The sequence below is a fragment of the Paenibacillus methanolicus genome (assembly GCF_008124765.1).
GTDB lineage: Bacteria > Bacillota > Bacilli > Paenibacillales > Paenibacillaceae > Paenibacillus_Z > Paenibacillus_Z methanolicus.
In genome coordinates, this window is record NZ_VNHS01000006.1 from 316,922 (window position 1) to 342,970 (window position 26,049).

The following is a 26,049-nucleotide window of genomic DNA, read 5'->3' on the forward strand; positions in this document are numbered from 1 at the left end:
GCTAATCGCATCGATGAGTCGTGATTAATGTATAACGTCTATGTAAACGGAGTTTAAACGAAAACGAGCCATCTCGCAAAACGCGCGCGGCGCGTAGTACGAGATGGCTCGGGATGAGAGGGCTTGATACGTGATGCTAGATACGAAATGAAGTATCTCGATGATGTCTACGGTAGCGTGCGGTAACTGCGCCACATCGTCTCTTGCCTGAGGTCGGGCGAGAAGAAATAGCGTTCCATGAACCTGCGCATCGGCTCATTCTCGTGTTCGACGAAGAACATGCCGTTCGGATAATGCCCCTCGGCCATGAGCCGCCGGATCGCTTCGGCGAACAGCGCCACGCCGCGCGCCATGCGCTGATGCCGCTTGAAGACGTACATCGTCTTGAACAGCACCGTACGAGGTTCCAGCTCCTCCAGCAGCATCCAGCCGACAGGCTGACCTCGGTACCGCAGCAGCAGGCTTCGGGAAGGATCCACCTCCGCGTCGTCTTCGAACGGCGAGAGGATGTCGGGATATTCGTACGATGCCGCCTCCAGCAGCAGCACCCGCTCCGATGGCGCGAGATTGCCCCACGGCGCGACCACGAACTCGTCCGGGAGCCGCAGCGACAGCCAGCGTTGCCCTTGCAGCGAGGTGAACGGTCCCGTCCGGATATGAATTCCAGGCTGGGGGGAGATGAATCCGCATGCTTGCAGGAAGCCTGCCGTCGTCAGCTCCCCTCCTGTCTCGGTCATAAACTCGGCGAGCAGCTGGGCGTAACCGCGCGACTTCAACCGTTCGGCGGCAGCCTCCAGCAGGCGACGACCGATGCCTTGCCGTCTGGAGCCGGGACGAACCATGATCGAGCGGAGGTGGGCCGTGCCGTGGTCTTGTGAAAGTTCGATGACAACGGCGCCTTGATAGCCGTCGCCATCGGAAGCGCCGATGGCGAGCCGTCGAGGGGGATCTGGCTGATCTGGCTGGAACAAATCCGCCACGCCAGGTAACACAAGATCCGGTCTGCCGGCGAGCTCGGCGACGCTGAGTTCAACCATGTTCAAGCTACATCCCTCCAACCCGTTGACAGTGTGCATGAATTAGTTAGGAGTGCGCGAGACCGTGTACGTGACCGGAGCAACCAAATTATCGGAGAAGTCGGTCATCATAATGGTGAAGCTGAATTTCGTGTCGTTCGGGATAATGCCGTCGGTATTTTTAATCTTGTCGAAACCGCCCGAAGTTAGGATGAGTGTGATCTTGTTCGTCATCGAATCATAATTTGCCGTATAGTCATTGGTTAGATTTAATTGCAGCGCATTGTCATTCACAATTATGTTCGGAATTATTTGCATCCCCACTATTGGATGCACAGTCAACTTCTCGTTCACGGTAAAGGTGAATGTCTTGAAGTCGTCAGACGGCTCGACGACGGAAACCGGAGCCGTCTTATCCACCGTAATCGGAACTTCAATCACTTGAGGTGCGCTGTCCGTTGTCTGCAGGCTAAAGATCATGTCCGCGTCCAAATTCTCCTCAAGCGCATTAGGCGTAATCAGCATCCCCGCCGGGGCATTGGACGTGAAAGCGATTTTATCCGAATTCGAGCTTAGCTTGAGTTCCGCGATTTCCATCGCCTGCTCGTCCTTCACATTAAAATCATTTTCGGTAATGTCGTACTCTAAGCTGCTAACCTCTTTGCCTTTATACATAATCTTTACATAATCTTTCAGGGTGCGTTTGCCGTACGTATAACCGAAAGGCGTCACATTGGTCGTATTTAGCGCAATCGAGGTATTGGTACCGTTGATATAGAACGGCGTTTCGTCTTTGCGTTCTATCGTCAGTGCCGGCATAACCGTATACGTGAAAGAATAGTCCGTAAGCTTCCCTGTTTCATCTTTCGCCGTAACGGTGATCGTTGTCGTTCCTGCTGCGATAGGCGTTACCGTCAATGTCTTATCGGCCGTGATCTCAGCCGTCGCCACAGACAGGGCACTGGATGAGACTGAGTAAGTCAGCGACGTGTAGATCTCATCGTTGAAGGCAACGCTGACATCGGTGGTAACCGCGGGGTCTCCCAGATATCCTTGGTCGATGACGATCGGCGTCCCCGACAGGACAGGCACGGCGACCGCGAATTCGAACGTATAATTCACGTGCTGACCTTGTGCATCCGTCGCCTTCACGGTGATCGTCGTCGTGCCTACCGCAAGCGGCGTAATCGTCAGTGTACTACCAGTTACGGATACGGTAGCTACAGCCGTATTGCTCGATTGCGGGCTGTAGATCAGCGATGTTTTGTCTTCGTCGTTGAACGCCGCGCTAACCTCCTTCGTTATCGGAGTTCCAACTAACCCGTCGGTTAAGCCGAGACTTGTACCTGTCAGAACCGGCGCTTGGTTAACGCTTCCCCCGCCCGAATACACCGGCGCCGGATCGGCTTCCCGGATCTTGATCTGCACTTTGACCGCATCGTAGTTGGCGATGACATCGGACATCTTCACGCCTGTCGGCAGCTCGACTTTCTCGATGGCGACGTCCTTGCCCAGCGTAATTTTCGTCTTGTCGCTGCCGACTTTGATCTTCTCGATCGCGGCGGCGCCGCTGATCGTGACGGATTGCCCCGCCGAAACCGCCAGCTCGTCGACCTTGGCATTCAGCTCGATGCGGCTTGCTTTCTCGCCGAGCGTGACCTGCGTCAGCTTCTCGCCTTTAATCGCAACCTTATCGCCTGCGATGACAATGTCGCCATCAAAATTGCTGCCCGTAGCGTCGAACGTCACAGACTTCGCATCGGTGCCGCTTGCCGCAATTTCCAGTTTTGCCAAGCCTTCGATATTTTTGTTCTGCTGCGAATAAGTCAGCTTCGCGCCCTTCAGCGCATCGAGATTTTGACCCGCGAAGAGTGCCTTTAACTCTTTCGTGACCAATACCGTCTCGCCATCGATCGTGACGTAATCGCCGTCGATCTTCTCGATGACCGCCGTTTGCTCCTTCGCATTGAAGATTTCTACCAAATAAGCGGCGACGTCTTCGCGGTTCACCGGACTCTTCGGCGTCGTTCCTTGTTCGTCCTCCATCAGTCCGAGCTGATTAGACTTCTCGACCATGTCAGCCGCCCACTTGCTCGCGCCTTTCGCTGTGCCAGTGCCAGACGCCTCTCCGCCTTGCGCGTTCGCGCCGCCAACCGAGCGAACGAATACAGTCGCCAGTTCTTCACGCGTCAAGATATCCGTCGGCCGGAAATGTCCGTCGCTTGAGCCGCCCATTAACCCTGCCTGGCGTACCGCTTCAATATACGGCGCAGACCATAGGCTTGCGGTATCCGTGAATGTCGAGCTCGTAGTGGTGCTCGCGGTCGCGCTCGGCATCAGGTTAAGCGCTCTCGCCAGAATAACGGCAAGTTCCTGTCGAGTGAGTTGTTTGTCCGGTTGAAACTGACCATTCGGGAAACCGTTGAGCAATCCTTTGGCGACCGCATCCTGCACCGCCTGCAGCCGATCCGGCGATACTTTCGAGATATCCGTAAACGATGCATTCGGCGTTGCTTGAGCGTTGGCCGCCACCTCCTGGGCATATGCGCCGGCCGGTGCCAACGACATGCTCAATATCGTCGTCGTCAGCATCCATTTTGTCCATTCTTTCATTATGACACCCCTATGTAAGTCGATTGGCATAGGAAAATAGAACCACCCTATCCCCCCATTATCGGCTTCCATAGGTTAAAAGTTTAGCTGTAATATTTGACATCCTCCCCTAATTTTCACCCGGTGAAAGAATTCGAAAACGTCTAATCAAATCGCGATTAAAATCGCTTACAGACAACAACCTGACAAGGGAATTTATGGTCCCTCCTAATGTAATCGCCCTGAGAATTCATTGACGCCGACGCGTAGTAGGAAGGTAACGGTTCGCGAAGCACGAATGAAGTATAAGGTCGCGATAATTGTACAGACTAAGCCGTTGATGCCTGCGCGCATTTACTATTCACGAACCTATACATTTGAACGAAGGAGAATCGCCCATGACCGCAGCTGAAGGAACGAAAGAAAACCCGTGGAAATTAAAAACGCCGCCCCAAACGTCCGAATACGACATGTATAAGGACGAGAAAGACGGACGCGAGATCTTGGTCTGTACGGTCGGAAAAACCGTGCTCCATTACGACTACCGCTGTCTGGCGGACCTGCACGCGATGCTAAAGCAGCACGGCGACTGGATGGAGCTCGGTAGCGCGGATGAGCAGAAGCCCGCCAAGGAAGGCACCGTCGAGGCGTGGGGGCGCGCGGCGGACAATCCGAACGGGGGGTGGTACGGGCTGAAGAAGGGATTCCGCGGCCGGTTCGGCATGTACATCCCGCCGCTGATGGAGGCGCTCGGCCTCGCCGAGGTCGAGCACAACCCGAGAAACAATCGGATGCGCGCCCTATAGGTGAGGCAAGCCGAATATACGTATCGAGCTTGCAGCAATTCTCTAATCATCGTCATGACGCGCGGCTCGGCGATCGCGCGGCGCAACACCGCTAGTTGGAACTGTCGTTCTCGCGTACGACATGCTTCTCTACGCTTACCGGGAGCGCCAGCCGCCTGCGCCGAATCTCCCTTGCGAGCATGCCGATGAAATCCCGATCCAGCCGAAGGGCCTTCGCTTCCCGATACGTCTCCAGCACCGCCTCGTTCGAGAACCGGCCGAGCAGCAAGTCTCTTCCTCTTCTCGGCGAAATCATGGCCGGCACGTCCGGCCCGCCCGCTTATTGGTCTGCAATGTCCAATACCTCCATTACCAACTTCCTATACTGCTCGGCCTTGCGCGTGCCGCTGATCAAATTCGACAACCGGTAGGCGGGGATATCGTAACGGCGGCAGAACTCCTTCTGATCCAATTCGAGCTCGGCCAGCCGCCGCTTGATCGCCCAGCCGAACGGCGTAATCGGTCTCGTTCGCTTCACCGCCGATCCCTCCCTGCTTATGCACGCTTGCCGGATATGCTATACTTTTCATAATCGGTTTTTCTCATTATAACGTAGTTACGTCATCATTCAACCTAAATTTTACTTAAATACGTGTTTCGCCCTATTTTTGGAGGGATTGCGGCCTATGCAGACTATTTACGAACGAATCGAATCGCTCATCGCGCGACGAGGCATGTCGAAGAAAGCGTTTTGCGAGCAGTTGAATATCTCGACGGGCAATTTCGGAGATTGGAAACGCAATGCCTCCGCCCCATCGGCCCGCAAGCTGATCGAGATCGCCGCTTTCTTCGACGTCAGCCTCGATTGGCTCATGACCGGAGCGGAATTCCGGGCGCGCCACGGACGCGTGAGCGAGAGCCGCGAGCCTTATTTTTTTGCGCCAAACTGGCAACTCGATTGCCGGCTCAGCGAGCTGCCGGAGAAGGAGCGCGCGTTCATCGCGGAATATTTGGCGTTCAGCGGCTACCGGAGAGACCGGGAAGCGAGTCTGGATCGACAGCGCGATCGGACGGATACCGAAGATGCTGATGCTGATCCGAAGAAGGAGTAGGCCGTTTGCCGCCTTGTCGCCGCACTCGAATTGACTCGTCGGCATGCGCGGCCATCCACGCTCCGGCAAACCCCGATAACGATTGAACGGCCCGGCTTTCGCAGCGATGCGAAGGCCGGGCCGTTGTTGTATATAGCGAATGTTGCGGGCGCACATTGACGTCCTTACGCGCGCATGCCCTCCGGCAGGCTTGGATCCGCATCCGGAAGAAGCGCGGCCTGCGACTGGCGCAGCGTGATCGCGAAGATGTGCATCCCCGGGCTGTACGGCAGCTGCAGCGTCGCCGCTTCCTTCCGCCCGTCGAGCGCGTACGTCTGCATGAAGATGCGTCCGGGCTGATCGATGACGAAGGTGCGGATCTCGTTGCGCTCGGCGATCCGTCCTTCCCATGCGATCTGCTCGCCGAAACGCGGCGTACCCGTCCAGTCGGTGAATCGGAGCCGGAATACTTCCTTCGTCCCATCCTTGTACACCGCCGTGCACGGCTCGATGTAATTGCCCCATTCGCTGCAGCCGAGCAGCGCGATCTCGTCGTAGCGGCCTTGCGGCAGGCGGATGATCTGACCGTGACAGGAGATGTTGTCGTTCTGTCCGTCGATAAGGTCGGCGATGCCGAACGGACGATCGTCCACCCGGAAGCCTTCGACCGTAATCGCATCATCCGGCAGGAAATACGTCCCCATGCCGGTCAGGTTGGCCCGGCCGCTGGCGAGACTGCCGAAGCCTTGGTCGTTCATGTATGCTTCCAGCGGCACAACCGCGTACGCGTAATCTTCTGCCCCTTGCGTCGGCACGCCGGCTTCCGCTCCGCGGCCGCTCTCCTCAACCCCTAACGCTTGAGGTGCTTCGCGGGTCTCGGCGATATTCCGTAATTCGGCCGCGAGCTGCTCCTCGAACGCCGCGATTTCCTCCAGCTTGGCGGCCAGCCGTTCGCCGTGACGCTCATCGGTCGGATTCACGCTGGCTCGCACGAGAATTTTGTTGATCGAACGCCACCGGTTGCTCGCTTCTTCCAATCCGTCGGCGATGCGCACGAGCGCCGGGACGCGATCCCGCGCCGCCAGTTCCCTCAGCAAGCCCGCGAACATCATTCGTCCGGTGCTCAGATCGAAGATGGTGCGGATGAGCGGCGCGTCGTGCCATGTGCCCGAATCGCCCCATTCGACGGCCAAATCAAGACCGGTTCGAACGGCCTTCGCAAAGGCGCGCATGTGGCCAAAAGGCGATCGTTCGCCCTTCGGGCGAGGCGCGTGCGTCAACACGACGGCGCGCCAATCCGCCATCTCCGCCGCTTCCCGCGTCTTGCGCATGATAGCATGGTTCAAATAGGCCGCCCGCAAATCCGCCTTAGGCAGCGGATGCGCGTATTTGCTATACCAGCTGTCCGAGCAGTAGAACGTCTCGCCGTCGTCGCTCGCGCCGACGATCGTCGCCGCATGGATGCGCGTATTGTCCGGGTTGCCGAAGCCGCCGTCCCAAGGAATGGCGTTCGCCTTGACCGCTGTCAGTACGGGATTGCCTTGGCGGATTTGCTCCAGTACGTCCGCGGCGGCTAGCTCGAAATCGGCGATCGTACGATCCTCCAGCGCCAGACCGTGATACCGCTCGAGCAGCAGCGGATCGAAGCGTTGAAGCTCGCTTAGGCATGCGCCAAGCCGAGGCGAAGCATTCGGCGTATAGCCGAACGTCCACGTATCGGCGAACATGCCGGCCGATCCCCGGCCGTGCCAGTCGGCGACGGCGACGACCTCCATCTCGGTGCAATACAGGAAATCGATGTAACGCGGCTGTACCGGCAGGAGCGACGGTAGCTCGGCCGGCTCGGCCGGCGCTTCCGCGATCGGCTGCGCGTAGGCGCCCGCCTCCGCGATCCGGGTGTAGCGGAACAGATGCTCGATATCGATCCGATAGCCGCGCTCCTCCAGCTTGGCGGCAGCCTGGATCGCCTTCATCGAATCGCCGCCGAGCGCCATGAAGTCGTCGTGAATGCCGATCCGCTCTATGCCCAGCAGCTCCGCCCAGATGTCGGCGAGCGCCCGCTCGGCGTCCGTGCGCGGCTCCGCGTAGTCCGCCGCGGCAAGCAAGACCGCCGCGTTCGGCTCGGGGAGTGCGGCGCGATCGACCTTGCCGTTGGCGGTCAGCGGGATGCCTTCAATCGGCACGAAATACGACGGCAGCATATAGGAAGGCAGCCATCTGGCCGCATAAGCGCGAAGCTCTGCCGGCGATAGGCCGGACTCCGAAACGTAGTAAGCGCAGATGCATTTCGCGCCGTGCGGATCGGGCCGGTCGAGCACGACCGCCTCGCGGACGGCCGCATGCTTGATCAGCTGCGCGTGAATCTCGCCAAGCTCGATGCGATAGCCGCGAATTTTGACTTGATGATCCACCCGGCCCATGAATTCGATGTTCCCGTCGTCCAGCCAGCGGGCCATGTCCCCCGTCCAATACAGCTTCCCGTCGTGGAACGGGTTGTCGATGAACCGCTCCGCCGTCAGCTCCGGCTGGTGCATGTAGCCGGATGCGAGCACTTCGCCTCCGATATACAACGCGCCTTTGACGCCGATCGGACAAGGCATAAGCGCGTCGTTCAGAATGTAGTAGCGCGCGTTCTGGATCGGTTTCCCGTACGGGATGCTCGCCCAATGAGGCTGCACGTCGCCGACGGGGTAATAATTCGACCAGACCGTCGCCTCCGTCGCGCCGCCAAGGGCGATGACGCGCGCGGACGGAATGACCTGCCGAAGCCGTTCCGGCAGCGTGACGGGAATCCAGTCGCCGCTCAGGAAGACGAGCCGCAGACGGGAAGCGCCTGCCGCCTCGCCCATCGCCGCAAGCGTCGGCATGAGCTGCTGGAGCGCAGCCGGCGCGGAATCCCAGAACGTGACCGGCTCATCCCGCAAGATGGCGGCAAGCGCGTTCGGATTGCGAATTTCCGCCCTCGTGGCGATCCGGACCGACGCCCCGGCGGCCAGGAAGCCGAAAATATCGTATACCGACAGGTCGAAGCAGAGCGACGTCATAAACAGTACCCGGTCCCGGCCGTCGACGCCGTACGTGTTGTTGACCCATTCGATCAGGTTGACGACCGGCCGGTGCTTCACCATGACGCCTTTCGGCGTCCCCGTCGAACCGGAGGTGAAGATGACGTAGGCAAGCTGATCCGCCGTCGACGGGCAGGCGGGATCGGCCGTTTCGTATCCGCCAAGATGCCAACCCGTCCATTCCCGCACGTTTGGCGCCGGCTGTGCGACCGCCAAGTCTGTTCTTTGCATGATAATATCAAACCGATACTGCAGCTCGTTCGGGAAATCGTCCGTCCGGCGTTCAATGGCCGGCTCTACGCTCAGTCCCCCTGCCGCGCTTGCCGCGTATTCGAAGAAGCCGCGGCTTGCGTACAACAATTTATCCATGTTGTACGTCGGCTCGTACGTCCCATGATGCTCGCGCGCGAAATCCGCGAGCGACTGCCGGAACGTCTCCTTGCGCTCCTCGTCCGGCACGTCAGCGATGACGAGCAGCCCGCCGGGCGCCAACATACGCCGGCATTCCGCGATGACCGCCTCCAAATACCTGTACCCCGGGAAAAATTGCGCCGCGCTGGCGATGACGATCGCGTCGAAGCTGGCGTCCGTCAAGCCTTGCGTCTCGTGCGCGAACCCTTCTATCAGCGAAACGGATGGATATCCGCCGCTCGCCAAACGCTCGCGGTTGCGCTGCTGCGTATGCGGGGAAGGATCCATGCCCACATACGAGGCGACGCCTCCGGCCAGCTCGAACATGATGAGACCCGCCCCGCAGCCGATTTCGAGCACGCGGGACGAAGCGTCAAGATGCGGCTTAATCAAGCCGGTCACGTGACGGACATAGCGATCGACCTCTTCCTCGCGGAACGCCTCGCCCGTATAGCTGCTAACGAAACCGCCTTCCTGCACCCGGCCTTCCGCGCTGCGGGCGACGTAATCCCATAACGCTCTCACCTGCTCGGCGTCGATTCGCTCAGGCTCCGCGTGCGGCTTTTCTTCATCCAACAAGATAATGTCGCGCAGCTGCGGAAGCGTCCATTTGAACGCCTCGAACGGGCGGAAGGCTTCGGTCTGCGAAATGACATACGCGATGCTCGAACGGCGCATGATGCCTTCGATCCGCTCCCTCGGGAATTGCGGCTCGAACGGCACGTAAGCGCCGCCCGCCTTCGAAATGCCAAGCACGCCGACGATCATGTCGACGGAACGTTCGAGGATGACCGCGACAAGCGTCTCCGCTCCGACGCCTCTTATCTGCAGCAGGCGGGCCAATTGGTTCGCCCGCTCATTCACCTTCCCGTACGTCCACTCTCGACCCTCGCATACGACCGCGACCGCCTCCGGCTCGAGCCGCGCACGCCGCTCGAACAAGCCCGCCAACGTCTGCGCCCGGTCATAATCGGCTTCCGTCGCGTTGAACGTCTCCACGATCCGCCTTGTCTCGGCCTCGCTCATATAATTAAGCGAGCCGATCGCCTGTTCCGGATTGTCGACGATCGCCTGCAGCAGGTTCGCGTAATGGGCCGCCAGCCGTTCCGCCGTCTCGGATTCGAACAAGGAACGGCTGTACTCGAGCATACAGGCGAGGCGCCCTTCCGTCGGAATCGCGGTCAAGGCCAGATCGAACTTCGCCACCGCGTGGGACAACGGGTAATCTTCGGCCTCGAACCCGCTCCACGCCGGCAGCGGGCCCTCCATGTTCTGCAGCGCGAACGCCGTGTCGAACAGCGGATTGCGGCTGAAGTCGCGCGCCAGCCGAAGCCGGCCGACCAGCTCCTCGAACGGATAGTGCTGATGCTCGTAAGCGCCGAGCGCCATCGCCTTCACTTCCTGCAAGTAGTCGGCGAACGGCTTGCGCGCGGCCGGATAGCTGCGCATCGCCAGCGTATTGACGAACATGCCGATGACGCGCTGCGTGTCGCCGCTCGTCCGTCCCGAGACCGGCGAGCCGACGACGACGTCCTCCGCTCCGCTGTAGCGGGCAAGCAGCGCGGAGAATGCTGCCAGCATGACCATATACAGCGTCGCCTGCCTCTCGGCCGCGAAGGTCACCAGGCGCGCGGTCAACGCTTCCCCGATCTCGAACCGGATCAGATCGCCCTCGAACCGTTGCAGCGCAGGCCTGGCGTAATCGGTGGGCAAATCCAGCACAGGCAGCTCCCCCGCGAACGTCTCGAGCCAGAACCGCTCGTGCGCCGCATACGCTTCGGTCTGCTCCTGCCGTTGCCGCCATACGGCGTAATCCTTATATTGCACGCGGAGCGGCGCCAGCGGTTCCCCCGCATAGATACGCGTAAACTCTTCTACCAGCAGATTGATCGATACGCCGTCCGCCACCATGTGATGCACGTCGATGAGCAGCAGATGCCGCTCGCTCGCAAGCTCGACGACGCCGACGCGCAGCAGCGGCGCGCGGCGCAAGTCGAACGGCCGGACGAACGCGAGCGCCCGCTCTCTGGCTTCTTCCTCGCTCGCAGCGGCATATTCAACGATCAGCCGGGCCTCCGGCTGGATCCGCTGCACGAGTTCTCCCTGCACGGTATCGAAGCTCGTGCGCAGCGCCTCGTGCCGCCGGATTAGCTCGCCGAACGCGTACTCCAGCCGTTCCCGCTTCAGCGGCCCATTAATGCGCAGCGCCATCGGGATGTTATAACCGGCCGCGGCCCCGTCCAGATGGCTGAGTACGTATAGCCGTCGCTGCGCGGATGTGGAAGGATAATAGTCAGCCGGCTCCGCGGCCGGAATAACGGTTCCTCCGCCGCGCGAGGCCTTGGCAATGACGTCCGCCATCTCCGCGAGCGTCGGATGGTCGAACACGTCGCGGAACGTCAGCGCCGCGCCCGTCTGCTCGTAGATGCGCTGCAGCAGTGCCGCTGCGCGTAACGAATGGCCGCCGATCTCGAAGAAATGATCCGTGGCCGCGACGTTCGGCACGCGCAGAATGTCTCTCCAGATGTCCGCAAGCCGCGCTTGCTCGGCGGTTAACGGGACAGATGCCGGATGCGATGGCGCGGACGCCTCGATCGCCGGCAGCGCTTTGCGGTCCAGCTTGCCGTTCGGCGTGTGCGGCAGCCGATCCAGCCGCATGAACCCGGACGGCACCATATACGATGGCAGCCGTTCGCCTAGATGCGCCCGAAGCCGCGCGAGGGGAATGTCGGTCGCCGACGCGTAGTAGGCGTACAGCGAGTTCGTCCCCCCCTCGTCCGCGCGGGCGACGACAGCCGCTTCGCGTACTCCGTCCAACGCGAGAAGCTGGGCTTCGATGTCGCCCGGCTCCACCCGGTATCCCCGGATTTTGACCTGCTGATCCAGCCGGCCCAGGCATTCGAGCGTGCCGTCCGGCTTCCATCTTGCCAAATCGCCGGTGCGGTACATCCGCTCGCCGATCGCGAACGGATGCGGCACGAATTTCTCGGCCGTCAAGTCTTCCCGCCGCCAATAGCCTCGCGCCAGCCCGTCGCCGGCAATGCACAGCTCGCCGGCCGTCCCGGTCGGCATCAGCTGCCCGGTCGGCCCTATAATATAGATCTGCGTATTCGCGATCGGTTTCCCGATGCGGGTATCGTCATCGCCCTCAGCCTCATGCAAGGCAGACCATACGGTCGTCTCCGTCGGCCCGTACATGTTGAAGACGCGGGCTTGCGTCGATTCTCGCAGCTCGGCCAGCAGCGGCGCGGGAAGCGCTTCGCCGCCGAGCAGGATGCAGCCCAGCCCGGCGACCGCCCCGCGTCCTTGAGAGTCCGCCAACAGCAAACTCATGCGAGAAGGGGTCATTTGCGCGATGCGGACGTTCTGCGACGCGATCCACGCCGCGAGCAAGCCGGGGTCGGCCTGCTGCTCCTTGTCCGCGATGGCGACCGTCATGCCCAGCGTCAACGGCAGCAGCGTCTCCAGCACGAAGATATCGAACGAATAGGTCGTGACCGACAATATCGCGGCGCCCGGCTCGAACGGGATGCGGTCCGCCATGCCGACGAAGAAATTATGGACGGCCCGATGTTCGATCATGACGCCCTTCGGCTTGCCCGTGGAGCCGGACGTGTAGATGACGTACGCGAGGTCATCGGCGCCGGACATCGCCTCCGGATCGGCGCCGTCCGCAGCGTATGCATCCGGATCATCCAGCAGGATACAGGCGCCGTCGAACGCGACGGTTGAAGCAAGCTCCCGATGCGCCACGAGCAGCTCCGCGCCGGAGTCCTCGATCATGTGACGGATGCGCGCCTCGGGAAATTCCGGATCGATCGGCACATAGGCGCCGCCCGACTTCAAGACGGCGAGCAAGCCGACCACGAGATCAAGGCCGCGGTCCGCCATGACCAAGACGAGCTTGTCGGGTCCCGCGCCCGCTTGAAGGAGCGTCCGGGCAAGGCGATTGGCCCGCTCGTTCAGCTCGCGGTACGTCAACCGCGCGCCGCCGAAAGCCACCGCCGTCGCATCGGGCGTTCGTTCCGCCTGCCGTTCGAACAGCCGATGGATCGTATGACCGCGCTCGTAAGGCGTATCCGTGTCGTTCCAGCCGATGCGCATCATCGCGACTTCCGCCGGCGGCATCGCTTCGATCGCGTCAAGCGCTTGGTCCGGGTTCCGGGCGAGCGCGTCATACAAGTGAAACAGATGGCCCAGCGCCGTCGACAGCTGATCTTTCTCATAGCGCCGTTCATTGTACGTAAGCCGAACTTTCAGGTCCTCGCCGCTGCGTTCGAACCGGAAATGAAGGTCGAAGCCGAATTCGGCCGCCGCAGCGGACGGATGGAGCTCGCCCAGCGAGGCGATCGTCGGAATAATCGGCCGGCCGCTCTCATCCGATCGGTAAGCCAATCCTTCCGCCATTTCCCGGAACGGTATGCCGCGATGCGCCATTGCCTCGCCGACAGCCTGTTTCGTCGCATGCAGCAGCGTCCGGAGCGTGCTGGAACCGGTCGACATCGTCTTCACGAGCAGGATGCCGTTATCCGCGCGATCGAAGTCCGGTCCGGCGGTTGCGGGGACGCCCAGTATAACGGTCTCGTCGTGCGTATATTTGTAGAATAAGCTTTGGAGGCCGGTTAGAAGCAGCAGATAGAGCGCCGAAGGCGAGCCCTTGGCAATGGCCGTCAGCCGCTCCCCCGTCTCCCGCGGAAACGTCCGGACGATCTGCGAGCCTGCCGAGTTTCCGCCGCCTGCCCCGTCCGTCAAGCTCGCCGCCGGCTTGCCCCAAGGCAGCGCCGCCAGCGAATCCGCCTCCGTAAACCGTCCGCTCCAATACGCGCGTTCTTTCTCGAATACCGTTCTCATGAACATCACACCCCGATTGATAGGAATTGTCTCTAGAACGCAAAATCAAGCGACTCCCACGCTTGGCCGGCATCATCCGGCTCATTCCCGCCAAGCGGAATATCTTGGAGCGGAAGGTCCGGCGATTCGGCGACGGAGCCGAGCAAAGCGAGATACCGGTTTTTCATCTTCTCGATCGTGCCTTGCGCATACAGCGCTTCTGCATAGACGAACGCGCCTTTCCAGACGCCGTCTTCTTTATAAAAGTCGAGCGTGACGTCGAACCTGGCGCCTCGCCGCGCAAGCTCGCAAGGCTTGAGCGTCAAGTCCGACATGGACGAGGCGAGCAGGTCCGGATCCTGCATGGCGAACATGACGTCGAAAATCGGGTGACGCCCCGGTTCGCGGCGGACCGCCAGCCGTTCGGCGAGCAGCTCGAACGGATAGTCTCCGTGCTCGAACGCTTCCAGCACCCGGGTTCTCGTATCGTCCAAGAAACGCGCGAACGCGATTCCGCCGGACGGGCGGCAGCGCAGCGGCACCGTGCCGGCGAACATGCCGATCAGCGACGCGGCATCCCGATGTTCCCGTCCGGACACCGGCGTGCCGATGACGAGATCCTCTTGGCCCGAATACCGGGTGAGGAGCGCGGCGAACCCGGCAAGGAGAACCATGTACACAGTGCAGCCGCGCTCGGCGGCAAGGATGCTCAGCCGATCTCCCAAATCTCGGCCCAGCTCAAAGGCGACCGAACCGCCGTCTCGGCTCCGGGACGAGCGGCGCGCGTAATCCTCCGGCAGCCGCAGCACCGGAAGCTCTCCGGCCAACGCTTCGAGCCAGTATCTCTCGAGCTTCTCCCGGCGCGCGGCGAACCGCTCCTCTTGCCATGCCGCGTAGTCGATATATTGAATGCGAAGCTTCGGAAGCTCCCCGCCTTCGTATAGTAGCGCGAACTCGCGAACGAGATTCCCGATCGACAAGCCGTCCGATACGATATGATGCATGTCGAAGAGCAGGAGATGGCGCTCCGGCGCAAGCCGGACGATGCCGGCGCGCAGCAGCGGCGCGGCCGTCAGGTCGAAAGGCCTCACGAACCGGCTCATCCAGTCATCGACGTCCATCGCGTCATGCGCGGATTCCAGGCGTTCCAGCCGGAAATCGACCGCCGCCGAAACGCGCTGAGCGGGCATCCCTTCGTGCATGACGAAGCTCGTTCGCAGCGTTTCGTGGCGGCCGATGACCGCGGCCAGCGCCGCTTCCGCCCGCTCCGCATCCAACTTGCCTTCCGCGAGAAGCGCGCTCGGCATATGGCTCGCATATTCGGCGCCCGGCAGCTGACTCTCCAGATAGATCCGGCGTTGCCCTGCCGAGAGCGGATGCAGGTCGCCGCGAGGAACGGAAGTGATCTGCTCCGGCCCTCCGCGGCTTTCCTGCCGATCGATAACAGCCGCAAGCTCCCGAATCGTAGGCGATTCGAAAATTTGCCTGTATGCCAGGTCGGCGCCGAATCGCTCATGAATGGCGGCGAGCAGCTCCGCCGCCTTCAGCGAATGACCGCCGAGCTCGAAGAAGGACCGGTCGACGCCCGGGCTCGATACGCCCAGCAACGTCTCCCACATCGACGCGAGCACGGCTTCGGTCTCCGTTGATGGCGGAAGATGCGGCTGCTCATTGACTTCCGTTCCCGCGTCAGGCTCCGGCAGCGACTTGGCGTCCACCTTGCCGTTCGGCGTCAGCGGCATGGCCGCGAGCGGCACGGCGAATGCCGGCACCATGTACGCCGGCAGCTTCGCCGCCGCGTATGACTGGATCTCGGCTGGCTTAAGGACAGCATCTGCTTCCGCCGTATAGTAAGCGCATAGATGCTCGCCCAACGCTTCGCTGCGCCGCACGATAACCGCGGCCTCGCGTACGCCCGGATAGGCGCGAAGCGCCTGTTCGATCTCGCCGAGCTCGATACGGAAGCCGCGCAGCTTGATCTGATGATCGGCTCGGCCCAAATATTCGATGTGGCCGCTCGGGAGCCACTTGGCCAGATCACCCGTCTTGTACACCCGTTCGCCTGCGCGGAACGGGCTCGCGATGAACTTCTCGGCCGTCAGCTCCGGCTTCCCGTGATAGCCCCGCGCGATGCCGTCGCCGCCGATCCACAACTCTCCCGGCACGCCGATCGGTTGAAGCTGCCCCGATGCGTTCACGATATAAGCCCGCATATTTGGCAGCGCCCGGCCAATCGGCACCGAAGCTTCGCCTGAAGCCTCGGCGCTAATGCCTGACTCGGCGCCGGACACCTTTCCCTCCTGCTGGACGACGCGAGCGTCCGCCTGCCACCACGTCGCGCAGATCGTCGTCTCCGTCGGCCCGTAAGCATTAACGTACGCCGCATGAGGCGTCCACTTGCGAACCTGCTCCGGCGAAGCGGCCGACCCTGCCGTCACGATCAGGCGAAGCGATGGCAGCCGCGAAGGCGTAAGGCCGATCGCATAAGTAGGCGGCAGCGTCGCGACCGTGATGCCTTGCTCGTTCAGGAAGCGCTCGAACCGCGAGAAGCTCGCGATCGTTTCTTTGGCCGCGATGGATAACGAGGCGCCCGTCAGCAGCGCCATGAACGTCTCCCATACCGATGCGTCGAACGATGCGCTCGCGAATTGAACGATGCGGTCCTCAGGGCGAATACCCAAGTCATGCTTGAAGAACTGTTCCAGGTTGAGCATGCCCAGGTGCGGGACCATGACGCCTTTCGGCGCGCCTGTCGACCCGGACGTATAGATGATGTAGGCGAGATCCTGCGGACTGCCGACAGCTTCCGGATTACCCGGATCTGGGCGTGAACCCGGGTCGCCTTCGCCGAAGAAATCCTCGGCAGACAACCGTTTGCCGCTCCAACCGAAGCGCGCCCAATACCGTTCCTCCGCGACGAGCAGTATGGCCTCGCTGTCTTCCAACATGTAGCGAACGCGATCCTGCGGATATTCCGGATCGATCGCGACATAGGCGGCGCCGGCTTTCAAGACGGCCAGAACCGTCGCGACCATTTGCCAGGAACGGTCCATCAGGATGGCGACGCGGCTGCTGCCAACCTGCACATCCATGGCCCCTAATCGCGCGGCCAGCTCATTCGCGCAAGCGTTCAGCTCGGCATAGCGGACCTCGCGGCCGCCGCTGACGACTGCAATACGGTCCGGCGTTAACGCGGCCTGCCGCTCGAAGGCGCGAGAGAGCGTGAGCGTCCGATCATAATCCGGCTCCGCCGGCTGGAAACTACGCAGCTGCCGCGATTCCGCCTCGGTCAGCAGTTCAAGACGGGCGATCGGCAGCCCGGGATCGGCGGCAGCTTGCCGGATAATATGAGCGAAGTGCCCCGCCATGCGCTTCACCGTTTCCGGGCGGAATAAGCTCGCGGCATACTCCCAGCCCAGCAGCAGCCCTTCCTCGCGTTCCGCCGCATCGAGCGTCAGATCGAAGCGGGAGAGCCGCTGCGGCAGATCGTGCGGCTCGGCGAACAGGTTCCCTTCCAGAAGGGAGGCGCGCTGCCTGCGTTGCAGCACGAACATGACCGAGAAGAGCGGATGCCGGCTCGAATCGGGCGGCAGATCCAGCTGCCGGACCAGCTCCTCGAATGGATAGTCCTGATGCTCGAAGGCTTCGATCGTATGCGCCTTAACAGCGGCGACGAATGCCTTGAACGATAGGTCTCCGCGCGGCCGGTTCCGAAGCGCGAGCGTGCCGGCGAACATGCCGACGACGCGCTCCGCGCCTGGATGCGTCCGTCCCGCGGCCGGCGTGCCGACGACGATATCTTCTTGGCCCGCGTATTTGGCCAATAATACGTTGAACGCGGCTAGCAGCACCATGAAGAGCGTCGCTCCGGTCTCGGCGGCAAGTCCTCTCGCCAGCGCGACCAGATCCGCATCCCACATCTCGTAATGACGCGCGCCTTCATAACGCTGGAGTGCGGGGCGCGGATAGTCCGTCGGCAGCTGAAGCGCCGGCGGCTCCTCGGCGTAGACCGTCTCCGACCAGTACCGCTCCAGATCCCGCTTCCGCGCGGCCGTGAGCGATGTTTGCTCGCGCGCGGCGAATTCCTTCGCATGAAGCGCAAGCTCCGGCAAACGCACGCCCGCATAGAGCGCCGCGAAATCTTCGATGATGACCTGCATCGAAGCGCCGTCGGCGATCAGATGGTGAAGATCGAATAGCAGCAAGTGGCGAGTCCCTCCGCTGCCTAAGCGCACGACGCCGGATCTGGCGAGCGGCGCTTGCCCGAGATCGAAAGAACGGACGAATTCGCGCGCGATATCCGCGATCGCCTCCTCGTCTTCCGCCTCGTACAGCTCGATGTCGAGCTGCGCTTCCGGACGCACCCGCTGGACGGGCGCTCCGTCCTTCCACTCGAAGACGGTACGCAGCGCCTCATGCCGGGCGACCAGACCCCGCAGCGCTTCGTCCAGACGAAGCCAATCGAGCGGCCCGGTCAGCTTCACGGCGCCAGGCACATTATAGAGCGCCTTCTCCCCGCCGGGCTGCTGCGTGATCATCATCAACCGTTTCTGCGCGGAATTAACCGGGTAGAGGTCCATTACAACCGCCGGCGTCGGCTCGACTGCCGACTCCGTCCCCGCCTCTTCGGCCCGGCCGTCGAGCCGTCGAGCCAGCTCTCGCACCGTCGGGAATTCGAACAGCTCCTTGAACGACACTTGGACGCCAAGCCGCTTGTAAATGCGGGACATATATGCCGCCGCATCCAGCGAGCTGGCTCCAAGCGCGAAGAAATCGTCGGTCGCGCCGACGAACGGGCGGCCGAGCAGCTCTCGGCATAGCTCCGCGAGCGTTCCCTCCGTCTCCCCTATGGGCGATGCGTAATCGGCGGTTGGCGCATCTTCGCCTCGAACGCCGGCCGATGACGCCGACGGACGCGCCGCGGCTAGCTCTAGCAGCGAGCGCTCCGTATGATGACGCAGCGGCCCATAATAGGCTGCGTGCAGCAGTCCTGCCGAGTCGATAGGCTCGGCATGCCACGGTCCCGGTTCCCCGAAGACACGCGGATCGACCTGCGTTGCGGCTAACTCAAGCAAGGCAGCCGATGCCGCCGAGTCGGCAGCGCTCGTGGAATCGGCGGAATGGTCTCCTCGCCCTTGCGAAGGTCGCTCAGACCGAGCCAGGCCGCCGCTTACCGAGAGCGATGCTTCGGACAGCGCGATGAACGCCGGCGCAGCCGGGACGTCGTCGATCGCGTAAGCGAACACCGTCATGCCGCCTTCTTCGCGCCCGCGAGTCCATCCCCCGCGCTCCAAGTAGGCCAGCATCGGATCGTTCTTCGCGCTCCGGGCAAACCACGCCTCTAGACGGCGAAGTCCTTTATCCGCGGCATACTGCGCCACGCTCGCGATAGCCGCGTCTTCCGCGCGGCGTCCCAGCACGCGGCAGCTTAGCATGAACGCCTGGATGCGCAGCGTCTCGTCCCGCGACTCCGCGACCAGCGCGCCGACAAGTCCATAATCGCCGAACCGGTCGCGCGCTTCGATCGCCCAGCCTGCGACTTTCGGCTCGCTCAGCCACCGCGCGAGCTCCGCTTCCGTACGTCGGACCGGATTCAAGTTGAATTGGTTCGTACGCTGCGTCAGCTGCGCGATTCGGCCGAGCTGTGCCGGCACGATCGGGCTTACGCTCATCTCGAGACTCAAGCTCCTCAGGAAATCATCCACCGAAGAAGCCTGCTCCTTCGCTTCCTGCCTCTGCGACTCCGATCTGTACAACCGTGTCCGCATCCGATCCTCTTCGGACGTCTTCCAGCGGTCGAACGCCCAGACGTGCCGTAGATAAGAAGGGATGCGCGCCGGGTCATCCGGCAGCCGGAGCGTCAGCACTTCCGGCAGCTCGCTTATCATGGCCGCGCATTCGACCGGACTATCGTCGAGGAAAATGAAGCTGTCTAGCCCGAGATTAAGCTGCTTGGCCAGCGCCCGGATATTATCCGGCTTCGGCCGCCAGTTCACGGCCGCGTGCACGATATGCTCCCTCCGCAGCAGCATATCCGGATGGCGGTCGAACACTTCCCAGACGTCGGCTTCGTTGTTCTTGCTGCACAGCGCGATCAGCACGCCGGCATCATGAAGCGCGAGCGCCTGGCGCTGCACCGCCTGGAATGGTTCCGTAATCGCCACGCCGAGCGCGCCGTCCTCGCCGCACACGCCTTTCCAAATCGTATTGTCGCAGTCTAGCGCGAGCACCTTGAACGGCGGGCGACGCCAAGCGACGATGCGGCGCGCGACGGTCGCGCCGATCGCCGCCTCGAACGCTTCGCTGAACGGCATGTGCGCAGCCGCTTCCTTCACCGCGTCGAACGGTTCCGCGATGCCATAGTCATCGGCCGCCCGCGTGCAGTCGACGGCGAACACGCGCTCCATCCCTTCGACTTCGAGCAGCAGCCTCGCTTGCGTCTCCCGAATGGCGACGGCCAGCTCGCCCGGGATGCCCAAGTGCGGCGTAACCGGGAAGACGGCCACGCCGATCGGCACCCGTTTCGGCGCCCGGCCAATGGCTTCGATCAGTTCGTCATACAGCGATTGGAGCTTCCGAATGCCCGCCGCCGCGCTCGTCCGGGCTTCGCCCAGCCAATCCTCGAACCGGACGAAAATCACATTCACCCCATCGTTGGCGGCCAATTCGCTCCCGCCGTCCAACAGCTGCTGGAACACCTGATTGTAAGGCGCATACTCCGCGTGCAGATCAATGCCGAAGCGCTCCGTCCATTCCTCGATATGCCTGCCGATGCCATCAGCCGTGAAAGTCGCGCCGATGAGTAGGCGCAGAGGCTTCGATTCCGGCTCTAGCGCAGGCGCAATCCCTGCGGTCGGCACATCGTTGTTGTCGCGTTTGGCGCGCAGGGCCTCCTCTTCTTCCGAGGACCACAACGCGAGTTCGGACAACGGGAAGGCAAGCAGCGCGTCCCGCTCCTCCGCCAGACGCCAGAGCAGCGTCATCCAAAGGCGGCCGAAACGCTCCATCGTACCGCGGTCGAACAGCTCCGTGCTGTAGTTGAACGCGAACTTGATCGAGCCGTCCGGCTGCGGATAGGCATCCAGTTTCACATCCAGCGGCGACACTTCCTGCGGCAGCGGATAGTCGGCGACGCGCAGCCCGGCTGCCTCGAGACTGCCGGTCTGCAGCGCATTCAATCCGCTCTCGTTGTGATAGATAAACATCGCGTCATAGAACGGGTTGCGAGTAGGGTCCGTCTTCCCGGCGAGCTGGCGAATCATCGCGTCGTACGGGTATTCGTGCGCGAGCGCCTCCCGCAGCGACCGGTTCGTCGCCTGCAAGTAATCTGCCAGCGTCTCGCGGTCTCCGGTTCGGACGCGCACCGGCAAATAATGAATGAACATGCCGACGAGCCCTTCGAGCTCCGGCAGCGGCCGTCCGGCCGCGACCGTGCCGATCATCGCCTCCGTCTGGCCCGCGTATTGGCTGACGAGCAGCGAGAAGAGTCCGAACAGAAGCGAATTAAGCGTTAGCTGCTGTCCGCCCGCCAGCCCTGCGAGCGCCTGCGTCAACTCCGCCGATACCGCGAATGGGATCGTATCGCCCGCATAGGCGCGCGTGACGACATGCCGATTGCGGTCGAGCGGCAGCCGAAGCAAGGGCAAGGGAGCTTCCAGGCTCTCCCGCCAATAGTCGGCCCGCCGCTTCGCCTCCTCGCTCGCCATCCAGCCCTGATACCAAACGGCAAAGTCGGTATAACGGACCGGCAGCGGATTGGACTCCAGCTCATTGCCTTGGTACAGTCGCAGCAAATCGTTCATGACGATGCCGATCGAAGCGCCGTCGCCGATCAGATGGTGCAGATCGAGGAACAGCAGCTGCTCCCCCTCCGGAAGCTGAATTAATCCAACCCGCAGCAGCGGCGCGCGGCCGATGTCGAACGGCCGGATCCAGCCTCGCGCAATCCCGTCCGCTTCTTCCGCGCTGCCCGCCTGCGCCTTCAGCAGGTCCGCCTCGGCCGCTTCCTGGACGATTTGAACCGGTTCCCCGTCGTGCCAATCGAACCGGGTACGGAACGCTTCGTGCCGGCGCACGAGAAGGCTGGCCGCCTGTAGCAGCCGTTCGGGCTCGAGTTCGCCGGTAATCGCGAACGCGAGCGGCATATTGTAGCCGGTGCCGGACGCGCCGCGCTGTTCCTGCACGAACACCCTTCGCTGCGAAGGAGTCAGCGGATAGTAGAGCCGCTTGGCCTGCTCAGGTATGGTCACGACGGCGCGGGCGTCGGTTGACGTGCCGTCGATTTGACGAGCGGCGATGCCCGTCTGCCGTCCGTCTGCCGCGCGAATCGGCTTACCGCCGCCGCGGATTTCCACGTACTTCGCCAAATCGGCCACCGTGTCGTACTGCATCAGATGCGCGGCCTCGAGCATTGTCATTCCATGCTCCTGCCGCAGCCGGTTGACGATTTTGATCGCCAGAATCGAATCGCCGCCCAGCGCGAAATAGCTTTCCTGCACATCGAGCGTCTCAATTCCGAGCGTCTCCGCCCAGACGGCCGCGATGACACGTTCGGTCTGCGTATAACGATCTTCCTGTCCGTCCGCCAACGCGAGCACGCCGGTCGACGCCGAAGGGGCCAGATCCAGCCAACAGCGCGTCCGTTCGAACGCATAGGCCGGCAGATGCACCCGATTCCGCTTCACGTCCGCGTTCAGCCGCTTCCAATCGATCCGCATCCCGTCCGCATATTGCGCCGCCAGTTCATCCGGCAGCAACCCTTCCGCCTGACGGATCTCGCTCTCCCTCGTCTCGGAAGCGCCATAATAGAGGCCAGCCGATTTATCCGTTCGCAGCCCCGTTTGGGTCAAGCGGCGCAGCTTCGTAAGCAGCGTCTCGATCGAGTCGCACACGATCGCCACACGGAACCGGTAGTGCCAGCGTCCGGTCTGCGCCGTATGTGCCGCATCCGCGATTGACACGCCTTCAAGCCGAGCAGACGGTTCCAAATAGGCGCGGATCAGGCCGTCGAGCGCCGCCTCGCTCTTGGCCGAGAGGGGAAAGACGAACCGTACTCCCTCGCGAGTCTCCCGCTCGGCTGACGACTCCGTTCGGGTCAGCCCTTCCCGGCGGTCTTCCCGATCCGGAGCCTCCTCCAGCACCACGTGGCAGTTCGTGCCGCTCATCCCGAACGCGCTCACGCCGCAGCGGCGCGGCTGACCGTTCGTCTCCCAGTCGGCGAGCTCCGCGTTCACGTATACCGGCGAATCGGCGAAGTCGATCTGTTTATTCGGCGTGACGAAATGAAGCGAGGCGGGGATCTGCCGATGGCGCATCGCGAGCACCGCCTTGAGCACGCCCGCGATGCCCGCGGCGTGGTCGAGATGGCCGATGTTCGTCTTCAACGAACCGACGGCCACGAACTGCCTCCGGTCGGTGTACCGGCCGAACGCCCGGTTAATGCCCTCGACCTCGATCGGATCGCCCAGCTTGGTGCCCGTGCCATGGGCTTCGATGTAGGAGATCGTCAGCGGATCGACGTTCGCATCCTCCCACGCCCGGACGATGACGTCCTCCTGCGCGCGGACGTTCGGCGCGGTCAAGCCGACCGAACTGCCGTCCTGATTGACGGCGCTCCCTTTGATCACCGCGTACACCGCGTCGCCATCCTCAAGCGCGCGGGCGAGCGGCTTGAGCATCATCGCCACGACGCCTTCACCGGCGCCGGTGCCGTCCGCGCGGTCGTCGAATGTCCGCGCCCGCCAATCGGACGCCTCGATGCCGATCTTGACCTCGTGAGCGAAAGGCAGCAGCGCGATCTTCACGCTGCCGGCGATCGCCATGTCGCATTCGCCGCCGCGCAGCGCCTGACAGGCCGCATGAAGCGCGACGAGCGAGGAGGAACAAGCGGTGTCGATGCAGACGGCCGGCCCTCTTAGGTTGAGCAGGTACGAAATCCGTCCCGCGATGACCGAAGAGAGATTGCCGGGCACCGCCAGCGATAGCAGCTCGGGATCGACGTCGGCGATGAGGCTTTTGTAATCGTGCATCGTGTCGTTGTTGAAGCCGACGTACACGCCCGTGCGGCTGCCGTCCAGCAGTCCGCCGCCGTACCCCGCGTCCTCGATCGCCCGCCATGCTTGTTCCAGGAAGAGCCGCTGGTTCGGCGTCATCAGGCTCGCTTCCTTCGGCGACAGCCGGAAGAAGGCATGGTCGAATTTATCGATCTCGCCCAGGAACGCGCCGTCATAATACGAGACCTTTTCTTCCGACAAGCCTGCGCGTCTAAGGTAGGCCTCCGCATCTTGTCTCCGCGAGGCCGGGAAAGGGGCGATGCAGTCTTTGCCCTCCCGCAGCTTTTCCCAAAACCGCTCCGCGTCCTCGGCTTCCGGCAGCTGCGCGGAGATGCCGATAATCGCGATGTCCTTGAGCGAGACCTCCTCGATCCGGGCGGCTTCGTTCTGTTCGCGGTCCCACGACAACATATCCAGGTCGAGCATCGGTCAGCCCCCCATTTCCATCGATACTGCCGCTTTCTGCTCCGCGGCTCTCCCACGGCTCTTCTTCGCCTCGTCCGTCGACGCGCCCGTGCCGCGCTCCCGATGCCGGTACAAATACGCCACCAAGCCGATAATCGCGACCGAGCTGACGACAAGCAGAACGATGAGCAGCGTGCCGTACGGAATATCCAATTTGCGGAACCAGTAGTACGTGAAGAACAGCAGAAACTCGTTGATGATCGGCGCCCAAATCGAGCGGTACCATTCGAACATCGCGCTGAAGATGAGCGCGCCGGCCAGCGCGTAGACGGTCATCGGGATGTCCCAGTTAAAGAACAGTCCGCCGTAGATAACGCCGCACATGAGGATCGACAGCGTCATGTTCATCTCCGTGCGCAGCACGTTGTAGACGAGGGCGCGGAAGAACACCTCTTTGTACACGGAGTGGATGAGCAGGAAGATGACGAGAATGACGAACGTCGCGGTCGTCAAATACGAGAACAGCCCCTCGAACTGCGGGAATGCCTCCGCAATGTAAGGGATTTTGAAGAAACTTTGCACCCAAACGCCCATCGCGATACCGAGCAGGCCGATCAACACTCCGGATTTGACGGAAATCGCGCTGAAGTTGCTTACTTTAATCAAGCTTTCCTTGTGCAGGGCGCGCATCACGATATAGTAGACCGCGAGCGCGATCAGATCGTAGATGACGAAGCCGAGCACGTTGTTCTCCCGCAGGAACGGCTCGATCGACTTGATGGACAGCAGCTGGTTGTTCCACAACAGCAGCGAAGGGATGTAGATGATGAAGTAGAGGAACACCCACAGGACGAGATTGCCGACCATGACGTTGTAGCGCATCGCGCCATGCCCTCTCCAGATGACGTACACCGTGTACACCATGAAGAACAGGCTGAGCAGCGCGCTGAAGAACAGCGTCGCGTCGCGGAAGTCCCCGAACACCTCATGCAGTCCGAACTGCTTCGTCGTGAAAATAAATGCGTTCATGACCGCGGACACCCAGATCGTCGACCAGATCGACCCGGTCCGCAAGTAGACGAAGCTGTAGATGATGGCCAGAAAAAAAGCGATCGCCTGCACCGACGGATTCGGCTGCGCGTACGCGTAAAGCACGGCCTGCGCGAGGAACGTCGCCCAGATCGGCAGCGTCCGCCGCAGCAGGTTGAAGATGACGCCGCGGAAAAGCACCTCCTCGAACAGCGGGCCGATGACGACGAGCGCGAGAAACGTCAGCACGAAACTATCCGAACGCATGAACAGCGTGACGTATTCCTCGAAGCCCGGGAAGGCCGAGGCGACGAACGACAGCTTCAAGATCGACAAATAGAAGATGCCGATCGCGAGGCCCAGAATCGTGAGCGCGATCCAATTCTCCCGCGACAGATTGGCGAACCGGCTCATCGCGATGACGTTGTCCGTTCGGCCATCCTTGCGAACCGCCTTCTTGATGCCGATAAAACCGAGCAGCAGCGCCGCCGTAATCGCGAAGTTGATCGTGATCCATACCGGGACGTTGCGCCACAAGATGTCGTTATAGGCCGGGAACATCGGAACGATGACCAGGTTGTGAATGAGCGAGACCGCCGTATAGACCCCGAAATAAACAAGCAAATTGCCGAATAGCTGGACATATTTTTTCACGTGCGTCCGCTCCTTTGGATGGAGGAGGACGTGCGTCCGGCCGCGGATGCGCCGCGATCCGAACTCCCCCCTCTAAGTCAATGCTGTCAGGCAAGGCGAATCGGCTGCGCCGTTTTTAG

General features: G+C 61.9%; 9 protein-coding genes. 2 read left to right on the forward strand and 7 right to left on the reverse strand.

Annotated features, from left to right (window positions below; genetic code table 11):
- Positions 1–167: 167 nt before the first annotated feature.
- Together BCM02_RS17670 and BCM02_RS17675 are read right to left on the reverse strand one after the other, a co-directional pair.
- On the reverse strand, positions 168–1,037 hold the full coding sequence (locus BCM02_RS17670) for a GNAT family N-acetyltransferase (protein ID WP_246183440.1): 870 nt from the start codon (positions 1,035–1,037) through the stop codon (positions 168–170).
- 42 nt (positions 1,038–1,079) lie between these two features.
- Positions 1,080–3,629, reverse strand: a complete 2,550-nt coding sequence (locus tag BCM02_RS17675; protein ID WP_187434275.1) for an S-layer homology domain-containing protein — start codon at positions 3,627–3,629, stop codon at positions 1,080–1,082.
- Positions 3,630–4,006: 377 nt separating this feature from the next.
- Between BCM02_RS17675 and BCM02_RS17680 the strand changes: the two genes are divergently transcribed.
- Entirely contained in the window at positions 4,007–4,414 is a 408-nt protein-coding gene (locus BCM02_RS17680) for a DUF6855 family protein (RefSeq protein WP_148930437.1), read from the forward strand.
- Between the two features lie 91 nt (positions 4,415–4,505).
- On the opposite strand, the gene sda is transcribed toward BCM02_RS17680, so the two are convergent.
- Together sda and BCM02_RS17690 are read right to left on the reverse strand one after the other, a co-directional pair.
- Complete coding sequence (gene sda, locus BCM02_RS17685; protein ID WP_246183441.1) at positions 4,506–4,709, reverse strand: sporulation histidine kinase inhibitor Sda; 204 nt, start codon at positions 4,707–4,709, stop codon at positions 4,506–4,508.
- A gap of 24 nt (positions 4,710–4,733) precedes the next feature.
- Complete coding sequence (locus BCM02_RS17690; RefSeq protein WP_148930439.1) at positions 4,734–4,931, reverse strand: XRE family transcriptional regulator; 198 nt, start codon at positions 4,929–4,931, stop codon at positions 4,734–4,736.
- 148 nt (positions 4,932–5,079) lie between these two features.
- Between BCM02_RS17690 and BCM02_RS17695 the strand changes: the two genes are divergently transcribed.
- Complete coding sequence (locus BCM02_RS17695; RefSeq protein WP_148930440.1) at positions 5,080–5,505, forward strand: helix-turn-helix domain-containing protein; 426 nt, start codon at positions 5,080–5,082, stop codon at positions 5,503–5,505.
- A 164-nt stretch (positions 5,506–5,669) separates the two neighbouring features.
- On the opposite strand, the gene BCM02_RS17700 is transcribed toward BCM02_RS17695, so the two are convergent.
- From BCM02_RS17700 to BCM02_RS17710, 3 genes are read right to left on the reverse strand one after another with little or no spacing between them, the layout of a single operon-like run.
- Positions 5,670–13,811, reverse strand: coding sequence for a non-ribosomal peptide synthetase (locus BCM02_RS17700; RefSeq protein ID WP_187434276.1), 8,142 nt, complete (start codon positions 13,809–13,811; stop codon positions 5,670–5,672).
- Between the two features lie 32 nt (positions 13,812–13,843).
- On the reverse strand, positions 13,844–24,268 hold the full coding sequence (locus tag BCM02_RS17705) for a non-ribosomal peptide synthetase (protein ID WP_148930442.1): 10,425 nt from the start codon (positions 24,266–24,268) through the stop codon (positions 13,844–13,846).
- Between the two features lie 3 nt (positions 24,269–24,271).
- A complete protein-coding gene (locus BCM02_RS17710) occupies positions 24,272–25,930 on the reverse strand; it encodes a type II CAAX endopeptidase family protein (protein ID WP_148930443.1) in 1,659 nt (552 codons plus the stop codon).
- Positions 25,931–26,049: the final 119 nt, after the last annotated feature.

Coding starts and splice junctions, on each gene's coding strand:
- BCM02_RS17700 (WP_187434276.1), bottom strand. CDS start 13,811: ATGAGAACGGTATTCGAGAAAGAACGCGCGTATTGGAGCGGACGGTTT.
- BCM02_RS17705 (WP_148930442.1), bottom strand. CDS start 24,268: ATGCTCGACCTGGATATGTTGTCGTGGGACCGCGAACAGAACGAAGCC.
- sda (WP_246183441.1), bottom strand. CDS start 4,709: ATGATTTCGCCGAGAAGAGGAAGAGACTTGCTGCTCGGCCGGTTCTCG.
- BCM02_RS17680 (WP_148930437.1), top strand. CDS start 4,007: ATGACCGCAGCTGAAGGAACGAAAGAAAACCCGTGGAAATTAAAAACG.
- BCM02_RS17695 (WP_148930440.1), top strand. CDS start 5,080: ATGCAGACTATTTACGAACGAATCGAATCGCTCATCGCGCGACGAGGC.
- BCM02_RS17670 (WP_246183440.1), bottom strand. CDS start 1,037: ATGGTTGAACTCAGCGTCGCCGAGCTCGCCGGCAGACCGGATCTTGTG.
- BCM02_RS17675 (WP_187434275.1), bottom strand. CDS start 3,629: ATGAAAGAATGGACAAAATGGATGCTGACGACGACGATATTGAGCATG.